General features: G+C 68.9%; 14 protein-coding genes. 9 read left to right on the top strand and 5 right to left on the bottom strand.

Features of this window, described 5'->3' with window-relative positions; all coding sequences use genetic code 11:
- Positions 1-9: 9 nt before the first annotated feature.
- Both ING98_14335 and ING98_14330 read right to left on the bottom strand, forming a co-directional pair.
- Complete coding sequence (locus tag ING98_14335) at positions 10-984, bottom strand: tripartite tricarboxylate transporter substrate binding protein (GenBank protein ID MCA3103040.1); 975 nt, start codon at positions 982-984, stop codon at positions 10-12.
- Entirely contained in the window at positions 981-1,682 is a 702-nt protein-coding gene (locus ING98_14330) for a Sua5/YciO/YrdC/YwlC family protein (protein MCA3103039.1), read from the bottom strand. The genes ING98_14335 and ING98_14330 overlap by 4 nt, the downstream gene beginning before the upstream one ends.
- 143 nt (positions 1,683-1,825) lie before the next feature.
- Here ING98_14330 and ING98_14325 point away from each other — a divergent pair, with 143 nt between their 5' ends.
- Positions 1,826-2,518 carry a dienelactone hydrolase family protein gene (locus tag ING98_14325; protein ID MCA3103038.1) on the top strand — a complete coding sequence of 231 codons (693 nt, stop codon included), beginning with the start codon at positions 1,826-1,828 and terminating at the stop codon, positions 2,516-2,518.
- A gap of 20 nt (positions 2,519-2,538) precedes the next feature.
- On the opposite strand, the gene ING98_14320 is transcribed toward ING98_14325, so the two are convergent.
- From ING98_14320 to ING98_14310, 3 genes are read right to left on the bottom strand one after another with little or no spacing between them, the layout of a single operon-like run.
- Entirely contained in the window at positions 2,539-2,880 is a 342-nt protein-coding gene (locus ING98_14320; GenBank protein ID MCA3103037.1) for a helix-turn-helix transcriptional regulator, read from the bottom strand.
- Positions 2,880-4,091, bottom strand: a complete 1,212-nt coding sequence (gene arsJ, locus ING98_14315) for an organoarsenical effux MFS transporter ArsJ (protein MCA3103036.1) — start codon at positions 4,089-4,091, stop codon at positions 2,880-2,882. Before arsJ ends, ING98_14320 begins: the two co-directional genes overlap by 1 nt.
- Positions 4,091-5,134 (bottom strand): ArsJ-associated glyceraldehyde-3-phosphate dehydrogenase, encoded by a 1,044-nt coding sequence (locus ING98_14310; GenBank protein MCA3103035.1) that lies wholly within the window; start codon positions 5,132-5,134, stop codon positions 4,091-4,093. The genes arsJ and ING98_14310 overlap by 1 nt, the downstream gene beginning before the upstream one ends.
- Before the next feature lie 323 nt (positions 5,135-5,457).
- On the opposite strand from ING98_14310, the gene ING98_14305 reads away from it, so the two are divergent.
- From ING98_14305 to ING98_14270, 8 genes are all read left to right on the top strand, one after another.
- Positions 5,458-5,805, top strand: a complete 348-nt coding sequence (locus ING98_14305; protein MCA3103034.1) for an OB-fold domain-containing protein — start codon at positions 5,458-5,460, stop codon at positions 5,803-5,805.
- A 26-nt stretch (positions 5,806-5,831) separates the two neighbouring features.
- Positions 5,832-6,983: a thiolase family protein gene (locus ING98_14300; protein ID MCA3103033.1), complete on the top strand. Its 1,152-nt coding sequence runs from the start codon at positions 5,832-5,834 to the stop codon at positions 6,981-6,983.
- A 51-nt stretch (positions 6,984-7,034) separates the two neighbouring features.
- Complete coding sequence (locus tag ING98_14295; protein ID MCA3103032.1) at positions 7,035-7,808, top strand: IclR family transcriptional regulator; 774 nt, start codon at positions 7,035-7,037, stop codon at positions 7,806-7,808.
- 11 nt (positions 7,809-7,819) lie between these two features.
- Positions 7,820-9,082 carry a CoA transferase gene (locus tag ING98_14290; GenBank protein MCA3103031.1) on the top strand — a complete coding sequence of 421 codons (1,263 nt, stop codon included), beginning with the start codon at positions 7,820-7,822 and terminating at the stop codon, positions 9,080-9,082.
- 146 nt (positions 9,083-9,228) lie between these two features.
- The gene (locus ING98_14285) at positions 9,229-10,002 is read left to right on the top strand and encodes an SDR family NAD(P)-dependent oxidoreductase (GenBank protein ID MCA3103030.1); all 774 of its coding nucleotides are present in this window, start codon (positions 9,229-9,231) and stop codon (positions 10,000-10,002) included.
- Positions 9,999-11,381, top strand: a complete 1,383-nt coding sequence (locus ING98_14280) for an MmgE/PrpD family protein (protein MCA3103029.1) — start codon at positions 9,999-10,001, stop codon at positions 11,379-11,381. The genes ING98_14285 and ING98_14280 overlap by 4 nt, the downstream gene beginning before the upstream one ends.
- A gap of 47 nt (positions 11,382-11,428) precedes the next feature.
- Positions 11,429-12,403, top strand: a complete 975-nt coding sequence (locus ING98_14275; protein MCA3103028.1) for a tripartite tricarboxylate transporter substrate binding protein — start codon at positions 11,429-11,431, stop codon at positions 12,401-12,403.
- A 34-nt stretch (positions 12,404-12,437) separates the two neighbouring features.
- The gene (locus ING98_14270; protein MCA3103027.1) at positions 12,438-12,851 is read left to right on the top strand and encodes a VOC family protein; all 414 of its coding nucleotides are present in this window, start codon (positions 12,438-12,440) and stop codon (positions 12,849-12,851) included.
- Positions 12,852-12,856 lie beyond the last annotated feature (5 nt).

Genomic DNA, 12,856 nt, shown 5'->3' with positions numbered 1-12,856 from the left:
GCCCGCGCGTCACTCCGCGCGCATGCCCGCCCGCTTCGCGATCTTCTGCCACTTCTCGATCTCGGTGCGCAGGAACGAGCCCCACTCGGCTGCCGTGCTGCCGACCGACTCCGCGCCCAGTTCGAGCAGCTTCGCGCGAAACTCGGGTGCACGCACGGCTTTCACCACCTCCCGGTTCAACCGATCGATGATCGGCGCGGGTGTACCCGACGGTGCCAGCAGCCCGCTCCAGATCGTGGCCTGGTAGCCGGGCACGCCGGCCTCCGCGATGGTCGGCAGGTCGGGCATCTCGGAGGAACGCCGCGAGTCGCCGATCGCCAGCACACGCAGCTTGCCCGACTTCACCTGCGGAATGGCGGAGATCGCCGCCGCGATGGACATCTGGATCTGGCCGCCGATCAGGTCGGCCAGCATCGGCGGCGAGCCCTTGTACGGGATGTGCTGCGCCTGGATGCCGGTCATCGCCTTGAACAGCTCGGTCGGCAGGGCAGTCGCGTTCGAGCTCGATCCGTAGTTGAGTGCATCCGGTTTGGCCCGGCCCAGTGCGATGAGTTCCTTCACCGTGCGTACCGGCAGCCCGGGGTTGACCACCAGGATCAGCTGCTGGTTCGCGGTGTGCGCGATCGGTGCGAAGTCCTTCAGCGTGTCGTAGGGCAGCTTGCGGCCGAGCGCGACGTTGATCGCATGGCTGGTCGAGACCTGGAGCAGGGTGTAGCCGTCGGGCTGCGAGCGCGCGGCGATCTCGGTGCCCACCACGCCATCCACCGCAGGGCGGTTGTCGACGACCACTGGCTGGCCCAGGTTCTCGCCGAGCTTCTGCGCGATCATCCGCGCCACCAGGTCGGTGCCGCCACCGGGCGTGAAGGGCACGATCATGCGTACCGGCCGGTCGGGATAGGCGGAAGCGGCATGGGCACCGGCCGCGCAGGCGAGCAGCGACGATGCGGCGATTGCGGTGTGTCGGGCAAGGGGACGACGACTCATGGGCGGGGCTCCGGTCTCTGAAGGGTGACGCCGAACTCGGTCGACAGCACGGCGGCGATCTTGTCGAAGCAGACGCCCGCCCGCTGCACGCGGAAGGTGGAGAAGTCGATCATCGTGCTGGAGAGGCCATCGGACGTGCTGTAGCGCGAACGCCCGTAGTCGACCACGATGTCGGCCAGTGCGATCACCTCGGGCTCGATGTCCGGCACCGCATAGCGGCTGCCCTTGAGCGAGGTGTTGGCGGACGAACCGACGAACAGCTGGCCGGCACCGATCGCGAGGTCGGCGATGCGATTGCGCAGGTCGCCGGCATTGAGCAGGATGTTCAGCGTGTCGCCCTTGACTGCATTGGACAGCACGAACGGGTCCATCGTCGCGAGAAGGGCGTGGTCTCGCCGCAGTGGTGCGATCACTGCCAGCGGCAGATCGTGGCCGAGGGTCACTGCGTCGATCATCGCCAGCCGGTCCGCTGGCAACTGGTGCAGTTCGCGGTGCAGCCAGTGGTTGCCGACGATGCCGGTGGGCTTGTCGAAGCTGCGCCGCTTGGCGGCGTAGATCCGGCGCACCGCATCGGCGGTGTATCCGAGGACCGCATAGCCGACGTCGAGGTGGATGACGGCGACGCCGCCTGCGCTGACGGTTTCGAACACCCGCCGTGCGTCGGCCGCGACGTCGTGTCCTTCGATCCGGATGGCCATGGCAGCCCGTTCTCCTCCTGGGGATGCCGGGCTTCGCCGGCTCGTTCACGGCGCCGATTGTGGCACGGCGCGCCCGCATTGCCAGCCGCACGCCGACCGTGCACCATCGATGCCATCGTCCAACATCGAGGGAGCAACGTCCCATGCCCGTACAGGACCTGCGTATCAAGGCCACCGGCGGTGGCGAGTTCGACTGCCATCTCGCGCTGCCCGCTGCGCCGGGTACGGTGCCGGCCATCGTGCTGGCCGCCGCGGTGCATGGCGTCGATGAAGACATCCGCAGCATCGCCGCCGAGATCGCCGCGATGGGTTACATCGCCGCCGCGCCGGACCTGTTCTGGCGCACCATCCCCGGCCCGCTGCCGCGCAGCGACAAGCGCACCAGCGAGCGCGCCGAACCGCGCAGGCAGGTGATCGGCGACGGCGAACGCGACTTGGTCGATACCCTCGCGATGCTGAAGTCGCAGCCTGCGTTCAACGGCCGTGCCGCGGTCGCCGGCTTCTGCTTCGGCGGTCCGTATGCGCTGATCGGCCCGAAGCGGCTCGGATTCGAGGTTGGAGTGTCCTGTCACGGCTCGGCGATGGAGGACTTCATCGCCGACGCCGACGGCGTCACCGCGCCGGTATGCCTGCTCTGGGGCGACCGCGACAATCGCGCGCCGCCGCCGGTGCTCGATGCCTATCGCGGGCTGGTGTCGCGCATGCCGAACGTCGAACTGCATGTGTTCCCCGGCGTGCAGCACGGCTACATGATGAAGGGCGACGAGCGGCACGACGCGGCTGCGTACGCGTTCTCGATGAAGCGCATCGGCGAACTGCTGGCCGGGCTGCGCTGAGGAGCGGGCCCGTCTGTCGCTCAGCGCGTATCGCAGCAGGCCGGCTCGCGCGGCTGTATCGCACAGCCCTCCGCGGAGCCCGTCTCGCAGCAATGGTCGGTGAGGTAGCCGAGCAGTGCGTCCATCTGCCCGAGCGCCGGCCGGTAGTGCAGGTGGCGCCCCTCGCGCACCGGCGCGACGAGCCCGGCGCGCGCAAGCCCCTTCAGGTGGAATGACAGCGTCGATGGCGGTACGTCGAGCAGCGCCGACAGCACGCCCGGCGTGAGCCCGGCCGGCCCCGCGCCGACCAGTGCGCGGAACACGCGCAGCCGCATCGGCTGCGCGAGCGCGGCGAGCGAGGCGACCGCGGTCGATTCATCCATCATGCCTGCGCGCGACCGGTCGGCAGCAGCAGCGTCACCGCCCAGCACACGGCCAGCATCGCCGCCGCGCCGCACAGCGTGTAGAGCAGCCCGCCCCACTGGTAGAGCAGGCCGGACAGCAGCGTGCCGCCGAAGCGGCCGAGGGCATTGGCCGCGTAGTAGAAGCCGACATCCTCGGCCGCCTTCTCCGATCCGGCATAGGCCAGTACCAGGTATGAATGGATCGAGGAGTTCACCGCGAAGGCGAAGCCGAACACGCCCAGCCCGGCGACCACCACCCATTCGAGCGCGGGCACGTCGAGCGCGACCGCCGCGACCAGTGCGAACGTGACCAGTGCCAGCAGCGCGGACCACAGCCGTGCGGCCGGCACCTCGGTGGAAAGCCCGTCGCTGCTGCGCCGGACCAGCGACGGCGCGATCGCCTGCACCAGCCCGTAGCCGATGGTCCACAGCGCGAGGAAGGCGCCGACCATGGTGAACGTCCAGCCGGAGGAATACAGGAACACCGGCACGCCCACCACGAACCAGACATCGCGCGCACCGAACAGCACCACCCGTGCGGCAGCGAGCAGGTTGACCCCGCGGTTCTTCGCGAACAGTTCGCGCAGCGACTTCGATGCCTTCGCGCGCCCCATCAGCGGTGGCACGAAGACTAGCACCCCAGCCAGTACGCAGCCGAGCAATGCGGCCATCGTCCACAGCGCACCGCGGAAGCCGAGCGCCTCGAGCAGCAGGCCGCCGAGGAAGAATCCGAACCCCTTCATCGCGTTCTTGCTGCCAGTGAACCAGGCGACCCAGCGGAACAGGCGACCGGACGCGTCGCCCGCGGTGAGCTTGATCGCCGACTTGCTGGCGGTCTTGGTCAGGTCCTTGGCCACGCCGCAGATGCCCTGCGCCAGTACCACCCAGGCCACCGACATCGCTGCGGTCCAGGCCGGCGACAGCAGCGACAGCAGCAGGCAGCCGGTGATCTGCAGCACCAGCCCGATCGACAGCATGCGCGAGATGCCGTAGCGCGTGGCCAGCCAGCCACCGATCAGGTTGGCCAGCACGCCGGCGGCTTCGTACAGCAGGAACAGGAAGGCGAGCGTGAACGGGGAATAGCCGAGCTTGTAGAAATGCAGCAGCACCAGCATGCGCAGCGCGCCGTCGGTGAGGGTGAACCCCCAGTAGGCGGCGGTGACGATCGCGTAGTTGCGGCTGCCGCTCATCAGATGCCGCGTACCTGCATGTGGCAGGCGAGGTCGACCATCCGGCAGGCATAGCCCATCTCGTTGTCGTACCAGGCATAGACCTTCAGCAGCGTGCCGTCGGTGACCATCGTCGACGGTGCGTCGACGATCGAGCTGCGCGTGTCGCGCGCATAGTCGGCGCTGACCAGCGGCCGTTCCTCGTAACCGAGGATGCCGGCGAGCGATCCGCGTGCGGCCTCTGCGAACAGCCGGTTCACCTCGGCCACGGTGGTTTCGCGCTGCATCTCGAACACGCAGTCGGTCAGCGATGCATTCAGCACCGGTGCCCGCACCGCATGTCCGTTCAGCTTGCCCTTGAGTTCCGGATAGATCAGCGCGATCGCGGTCGCGCTGCCGGTGGTGGTCGGCGCCAGGCTCTGCATCGCGCTGCGTGCGCGACGCAGGTCCTTGTGCGGCGCGTCCACCACGACGTTCGTGTTGGTCGGGTCGTGGATGGTGGTGATCTGCCCGTGGCGGATGCCGATCGCCTCGTGCACCACCTTGACCACCGGTGCCAGGCAGTTGGTGGTGCAGGAGGCTGCGGTCACGATGCGATTGCGCGCCGGGTCGTACAGGCCTTCATTCACGCCGACCACGATGTTCAGCACGTCGCCGACCTTCACCGGCGCGGCGACGATCACCCGCTTCGCGCCGCGGTCGAGGTGGCCCTGCAGTGTCTCGGGCGTGAGGAACTTCCCGGTGCACTCCAGCACCAGGTCGACGCCGAGGTCGCCCCAGGGGATGTCGGCCGCCACCGGATGCGACGAGAAGCCGAGCCGCCGCTCGCCGATGCGGATCGCCGCCTCGCCATCGGCTTCGATCGACTCGCGCCATCGGCCCTGCACCGTGTCGAACGCCAGCAGGTGCGCGGTCGCTGCGGCGCCGCCCTTGATCTCGTTCAGGTGCACGACCTCGAGCCGGTTGCCGGCGCGCGGATCGTCCGCCTGCCGCTCGGCCGCGCCGAAGGCGGCGCGCAGCGCGAGCCGGCCGATGCGTCCCATGCCGTTGATGCCTACTTTCATCGTGCTGCCTCCACTCGACGTTTCGACGATCGTCGAAATGTACCTGCCGGTTGTGACGCGGGCATGACGGCGCATGCGCGCGCCGACCCCTCGCGGGTCGGGCTGGGCCGGGACTCGGACTTGCGCCGGGTCGATCCAGTGGATACGATTCCTCTCAACGTAATTCGATTCCGTTCAACGGAACGCCCGTCCCGAAACAGCCGCGACCGAAGTCAGGAGGATCCATGCCCGCCCCGGCACCCGCCCCCGTGCGCAACGCGCCCCACATCGGGCGCCCGCTTCGCGCTTCCGATGTCACTCATGGCGAGGATGGCGCCCTTCGCCTGTCCGGCGCCGAGTGCACCGCCTGCGGCACCCGGTTTTTCCCGGCGGCGCCGGTCTGCCCCTCCTGCAATGCCGAGCAACTGAAGCCGCTGCCACTCGGCGCGACCGGCACGCTGTACGCCTACTCGACCGTGCATGTCGCACCCGCCGTCTGGCAGGTGCCCTACGTGATCGGCTATGTCGATCTGCCGGAAGGCGTGCGCGTGTTCGGCAAGGTCGCCGGCAGCGATGGCGTCGCTGCCGGGCTGGCGCCCAACCTCTCGGTGCGCGTGCATGTCGAGGAAGACGCCGCCGCGGACGCGAGCGCGGCTGCCCCCACCTACCGCTACTGGTTCGCGCCCGCCTGACCGGCGGCGCCCCTGGAGGACAGTCGATGAACGCCAACCTGCGTCCCGTGTCGGTGATCGGTACCGGCATGATCAAGTTCGGGAAACACCGCGACCTCACGGTACCCGCCCTCGCCCAGCCTGCCGTGCGCGATGCGCTGCGCGAAGCCCAGCTCGAGCCGAAGCAGATCGAGGCGATCTACGCCGGTACCGCGACGTCCGGCTGGATGCCCGGCCAGCGCGTCGCCCGCGACACCGGGATGAGCGGTGTCCCGGTGATCAACTGCGAGAACGCCTGCTCCAGCAGCGCAACCGCGTTCCGCGAGGCCTGGGTGGCGGTGGCTGCCGGCCTGTACGACTACGTGCTGGTGTTCGGCGTCGAGCAGCTCACCAAGCTCGGCGGTGGCACGCTGCCGCTCGACCAGGACGACATCGAAGTGTCGAACGGCATGGTGATGCCGGCGCTCTATGCGATGCGTGCGCAGCGCTACCTGCACGACTACGGCGCGACCGAGCGCGACCTGGCGGAAGTCGCGGTGAAGGCGCGCCGCCATGGCGCGCTGAATCCCGATGCGCAGTTCCGCACCGAGACCACGGTCGAGGAAGTGCTCGCCTCGCGCCGCATCGCCGATCCGCTGACCCTGCTGCAATGCTGCCCGACGGGCGACGGCGCAGCCGCGGTGGTGATCTGCCCGACCGAACGCGCGGCGGCGCATTCCGACCGCCCGGTGAAGGTGCTCGGTTCGCACCTCGCCTCGGGCAAGTACATCCCCGGCTTCCGCGACATGACTACGCCCGAGATCACCAGCCGCTGCTCGAGCGAGCTGTACGAGGAAAGCGGCATCGGCCCGGAAGACATCGACGTGCTCGAATGCCATGACGCCTTCACCATCGCCGAGCTGCTGTACTACGAAGCGCTCGGCCTGTGCCCGCGCGGCGAGGCGGTGCGGCTGCTGCGCGATGGCACGACCTCCCTCGGTGGCCGGGTGCCGGTCAACCCGAGCGGCGGCCTGCTGTCCAAGGGCCATCCGGTCGGTGCCAGCGGTGCGGCGCAGATCGTCGAGATCGTGCGCCAGCTGCAGGGGCGTTGTGGTGGCCGGCAGGTCGAGGGTGCCAAGGTCGGGCTTACCCATGTGACCGGCGGCGGTACCTCCGGCTTCGACCACGGCGCCTGCGCAATCCACCTGTTCGGGGTCTGACCCCGGGGTCTGACCCCGGGGCCTGACCCCAATGTCTGATGTCTGACCTCAATGTCTGAGCCGCAACGCCAGCCTGCAGATTCCGGTACCGTCGCGCGTGCCGTCGCGGTGCTGCGCGCGGTGGCTGAGTCGGGCGATGGCACGCAGATCAAGCGGATCAGCGCCGAGCTCGGGCTGCCCGCCTCGACGGTGCACCGGCTGCTCGATCTGCTGATGCGCGAAGGCATGGTCGAGCGCGATGAAGAAGCGCCCACTTACCGTACAGGCCGCGAATTCCTGAGGCTGTCTTCGGTGGTGGCGAGCCACCATCCGTTGCAGGCGATCGCCGCGCCGCTGCTCGAGCAGGCGGTCGCCTCGGTGAACGAGACCGCCTACCTGTGCCTGTACCTGCCGCGCGAGCGCCGGCTCACGTTCGCGTCCCACGTCGAATCGACGCATCCGCTGGGCTACCGCGTGCGCAGCCATGAACCGCAGACCCTGCTGACCGGCGCCTCCGGGCGCTCCATCCTCGCCTTCCTGCCGCCGGACGAACTGGCCGCGGTACTCGCGCGCGAAGGCCTCGCCGGCCATCTCGACCTCGCGCAGGATCTGGCGGCGATCCGCGCGCGCGGCTATGCGCTGTCGTTCGGGCAGCGCATCGCCGGGGCGGTCGGCATCTTCGCGCCGGTGTATGGCGCGGGTGGCCGCATCACCGGCTCGCTCGGCTTCACCATCCCCGAACAACGATTCGAACCGGCCCGCGAAGCCGAGTTCGCGCGCGAGGCCTGCCGCCTCGCCGCCGAACTGTCCGCGGGACTGGGCTACCGCGCCCGAGAGAGCGCCTGAGGAGCAGACCGATGCCAGAAGCCGCGCAGCCTGCCGCGCCCGCACCTTCCAAAGCCAGCGCAGCCCGCGGCGCACAGCCGCTGAAGGGCCTGCGCGTGCTCGACCTGACCCAGTTCCTGTCCGGTCCGTACGCGACGCAGATCCTCGCCGACCTCGGCGCCGAGGTGATCAAGGTCGAGCCGCATGGCGGCGATTCGTCGCGGCACATCCCGCCGCACTTCGTCGACCGCGACAGTGCCTACTACCTGAGCGTGAACCGCAACAAGCAGAGTGTCGCGGTCGACATGAAGCACGCAGACGGCAAGGCGCTGGTGCGCGAACTGGCGCTGAAGAGCGACGTGCTGATCGAGAACTTCCGCCCGGGCGTGGCCGCCAAGCTGGGCCTCGACCCGGCCGCGCTGTCGGAAGCGCACCCCGGGCTGGTCTGGTGCAGCATCTCCGGCTTCGGGCAGGACGGCCCGTATCGCGAGCTGCCCGCCTACGACATGATCGTGCAGGCTTTGTCCGGCGGCATGAGCCTCACCGGTGAGAGCGGCGGCCTGCCGGTGCGCTCCGGCATCCCGCTGGGCGACCTGGCGGCCGGGATGTTCGCGGTGATCTCGATCCAGGCGGCGCTGCTCGAGCGCACGCATACCGGCCGCGGCAAGCAGATCGACATCTCGATGCTCGACTGCCAGGTGTCGATGCTCACCTACCAGGCGGCCTACCACCTGATCGCCGGCGTGGTGCCTGGCACCCAGGGCCGGGCGCACGATTCCTTCGCCACCTACCGCACATTCATCGCCGGCGACGGCGTGAACGTGGTGGTCTGCGCGAACACCGACCGCATGTGGGAAGACATGGCGCGCGAACTGGGCGTCGCGCACCTGCTCGAAGACCCGCGCTACAAGACCAACGGTGACCGCCATGCCAATCGCGACACCCTGCTGCCGGCGCTCGACCAGGCCTTCCTGGCGCTGCCGGCCGAGCACTGGGTCAACCGCTTCCGCGCGAAGGGCATCCCGGTCGGCAGCGTGAACACGCTCGATCGCGCACTGAGCGATCCCCAGGTGCTGCACCGGCAGATGGTGCTGCCGCTCGACGATGGCCGTGGCCATCGCATCGAGGTGGCGGGCAACCCCATCAAGTTCACCGGTGAGACGCCACCGCCCGATCGTTATCCGCCGACATTGGGCGAAGACAATGCACGCGTCCTCGGCAACGTGCTTCAGTGGGATGCCGCGCGTATCGCCGCGCTGGTGGAGGCTGGCGTGCTGAAGGCGCCGGCGGCCTGAGTCGAGACCTCAGCCACGACCTGAGTCAAAACTCAAGACCTGACCCCCCGCTCGCTCGCCCGCTCGCTGCAAAACTCAAGACCTGACCCCCCGCTCGTTGCTGCATCCTTCCTGATTCCCTTCTGTTTTCCCCTGGAGACCCATCGATGGACCTCAGAATTTCCGGTAAGCGTGTACTGATCACTGGCGCCTCCCAGGGCATCGGCCTCGGCGTTGCACGCGGTTTCGCGGCCGAGGGCTGCCACCTGATCCTCGCCGCGCGCAACGGCGCGCTGATGGAAGCGGCAGCCACCGAACTGCGCACGCTCGGTGCCGCATCGGTCACCGTGCATGCGAGCGACCTCGCGGCACCGGGTGCTGCGGCGGCGCTGTCGACGGCAGCCGGCGTGGTGGACGTGCTCGTCAACAACGCCGGTGCCGTGCCGCAGGGCTCGATCGATCAGATCGACGAGGCGCGCTGGCGCACCGCCTGGGACCTGAAGATCTTCGGCTACATCAACCTCAGCCGCGAGGTCTACGCGGGCATGGCTGCGCGCAGGTCGGGCGTGATCGTGAACATCATCGGCGTGTCGCCGTTCCACCCGACCAACAAGAACGTGGCTGGCGCCGCCGGCAACGCCGCGCTGATGGCGCTCACCGAATGCATGGGCACCGGCAGCCTGGACGACGGCGTGCGGGTGGTCGGCATCAACCCGGGTGCCACGGAGACGGAACGCCAGGTCGTACGCTGGAAGGCACGCGCGCAGGCGGCATTCGGGGACGAGAACCGCTGGCGCGAACTGACCACCGGCTTCCCGCTGGGACGCCTCGCCCGCGTGGATGAAGTCGCCGACGTGGCGGTGTTCCTCGCCTCGGACCGCGCGTCCTATGTGAGCGGCACCATGATCAGCGTCGACGGCGGATCGGGGTCTTCGCGGTGAGCGGCGCGGGAAAGGCAGTTGCACCGTCGCCGATGATCCGCTCGCTGTCGGCCTACATGGCGAAGGCGATCGACCGGCCGCTGCCGGCGAAGGTGGCCGAGAAGACCAGGCACCATATCGCCGACTCGTTGGCGGCGATCGTCTCCGGCGCGAAGCTGCTGCCGGGCCGCAAGGGCATCGAGTACGTGTCGACGCAGGGCGGCGTGGCGCAGGCAACCGTGATGGGCACGACGCTGTCGAGTTCCGTGACGCTCGCTGCCTTCGCCAATGCGATGTCCGCCCATGCCGACGAGACCGACGATTCGCACCAGGGCGGCCTGTTCCATCCGGGCTGCGCGGTGGTGCCGGCGGCCTGGGCGATGGGCGAGCTCAAACGTTCGTCCGGCACCGACCTGCTGCGCGCGGTGGCGCTGGGCTACGACGTCGGCGCGCGCTTCTCGATGGCGCTCGGCGGCATCCAGTTCCTGCTGTCCGCGCATTCCTCGCATGCGTTCGGTGCGATCTTCGGTGCCTCCGCGGCGGCCGGTTCGCTCGCGCGCTTCGATGCCCAGCGCATGCGCTGGCTGCTGTCCTACACGGCGCAGCAGGCCTCCGGCCTGTCGTGCTGGATCCGCGACCCCGACCATGTCGAGAAGGCGTTCGACTTCGCCGGCATGCCCACCCGCAACGCGATGTCCGCGGCCACCATGGTCGATGCCGGGTTCAACGGCGTCGACGATTCGTTCAGCGGCGCGCGCAGCTTCTTCCTCGCGTACGACAAGCACACGGACACCTCGCATGTCGCCCGCGACCTCGGCCGCACCTGGGAGATCATGCGCTCCAACATCAAGAACTGGTCGGTCGGCTCGCCGATCCAGGCCGCGCTCGATTCGCTGATCGCGCTGATCCGTGCGCACGGACTGACGCCCGCGAACGTGAAGCGCATCCACGTGCAGGTGCAGGACACCGAATCCGAGATCGTTAACAACCGAGACATGCCGGACATCTGCATGCAGCACCTGCTGGCGGTGATGCTGATCGACGGCGGCCTCACCTTCGACTCGTCGCACGACGATGAGCGCATGCATGATCCGGCGGTGCTCGCGGTGCGCAAGTGCATCGTCTACGAAGGCAGCGCCGCGCTGAGCAAGGCCGGCGGCCGGCAGGCCATCCTGGAGGTCGAGACGACCGACGGGCGCAGGCTCAGGCACCACACCGAAGTGGTACGCGGTGCCTGGCAGAACCCGATGACCCGCGCCGAGGTAGACGACAAGTGCCTGCCGCTGATGGCCCCAGTGCTCGGACGCCGCCGCGCGCGCACGCTGCTCGACCGGGTCTGGGCGCTGGACGAAGTGCAGGACATCCGCTCCTTGCGCAAGCTGCTGCAGCCGGCGGCCTGAGCAAACACAAGAAAGCCTGGAACAGGCAATACCGGAGGAGACCATCCATGAATACTGCAACTGCTTCCGCGCTGCTGCTCGGCGGGGTGCTCGGCGCCAGCGCAATCGACGCCGCCGCCCAGGCGGCCTTCCCGGCACGGCCGATCCGCATGCTGGTCGGGTCCGCACCCGGCGGCGGGCTCGACGTGTCGGCGCGCGCGCTGTCCGAGCCGCTCGGTGCCGCGCTCGGCCAGCCGGTGCTGGTCGACAACCGGCCCGGCGCGGCGGGCAGCCTGTCGGGGCAGATCCTGAGCAAGGCACCGCCCGACGGCCACACGATCTGCCTCGGCGCCATCGGCAACTTCGCGGTCAACTACTTCCTGTACAAGGACATCGGCTACCACCCGCTGAAGGACCTCGCGCCGATCACCGGCATCGCCGATGCGACCAATATCCTGGTGGTGCATCCCGGCGTCCCGGCCTCGAGCGTGAAGGATCTGCTGAAGCTCGCGTCGACGCAGAAGGGGCTGACCTACGGCTCGTCGGGTACCGGCAACGCAGGCCATCTCGCCGGCGAGCTGTTCGCCGCCTCGACGAAGACCGACCTGGTGCACATTCCCTACAAGGGTGGTGGCCCGGCGATGATCGACCTGCTCGGTGGCCGCATCACCATGATCTTCGCCTCCCCCTCCACTGCGCTCCAGCATGTGAAGGCCGGCAAGATCCGCGCGCTGGCGGTGACCACCGCGAAGCGTTCGGTGATCGTCCCCGAACTGCCGACGATCGCGGAGTCGGGCGTCACCGGCTTCGACGTGAACAACTGGTACGGCATGGCCGCGCCGGCGCGCACGCCGCCGGCGGTCATCGCCCGCCTGAACCGTGACCTGGTCGCGATCCTCAAGACGCCCGAGGTGAACCGGGTGTTCATCGAGCAGGGCATCGAGCCGGCGCCGAGCTCGCCGGAAGCGTTTTCCCGGTTCATCCGCGCCGAGTTCGAGAAATGGGGCCGTGTACTGCGCGACGCGAAGGTCGTCGCGCAATGAGCGCCCCGCAACCATCCTGAAGGGAGCCACCACGATGGCCCGCGTGTTCCACTGCTCTTTTCCGGTGCGCGACCTCGAGTCGACCCGGGCGTTCTACGGCGAGGTACTCGGCTGCAAGGCGGGGCGTACCGAAGCCGACCGCATCGATTACGACTTCTTCGGCCACCACATCGTCGCGCAGGTGTCGGCGGAAGAATCGGCGCACCGCAGCGTCGGGGTGGGCAAGGAGTCGTACCCGTTGCGCCATTTCGGCGTGCTGGTGACGAAAGAGGAGTTCGAACGGCTGGCCGTGCGACTGCAGGCGGCCGGCGCACCCTGGGTGATCCCGCCCGAAGTGCGGCACCAAGGGACGGTGCGCGAGCAGATGACCATGTTCGCGCTCGATCCGTCGGGCAATGGCGTGGAGTTCAAGTCGCTGGCCGATCCGGCGAACGTGTTCAAGGCCTGAGCTGG

The organism is Rhodocyclaceae bacterium (assembly GCA_020248265.1).
Lineage (GTDB): Bacteria > Pseudomonadota > Gammaproteobacteria > Burkholderiales > CAIKXV01 > CAIKXV01.
This window is presented reverse-complemented; position numbering and strand designations above follow the sequence as displayed.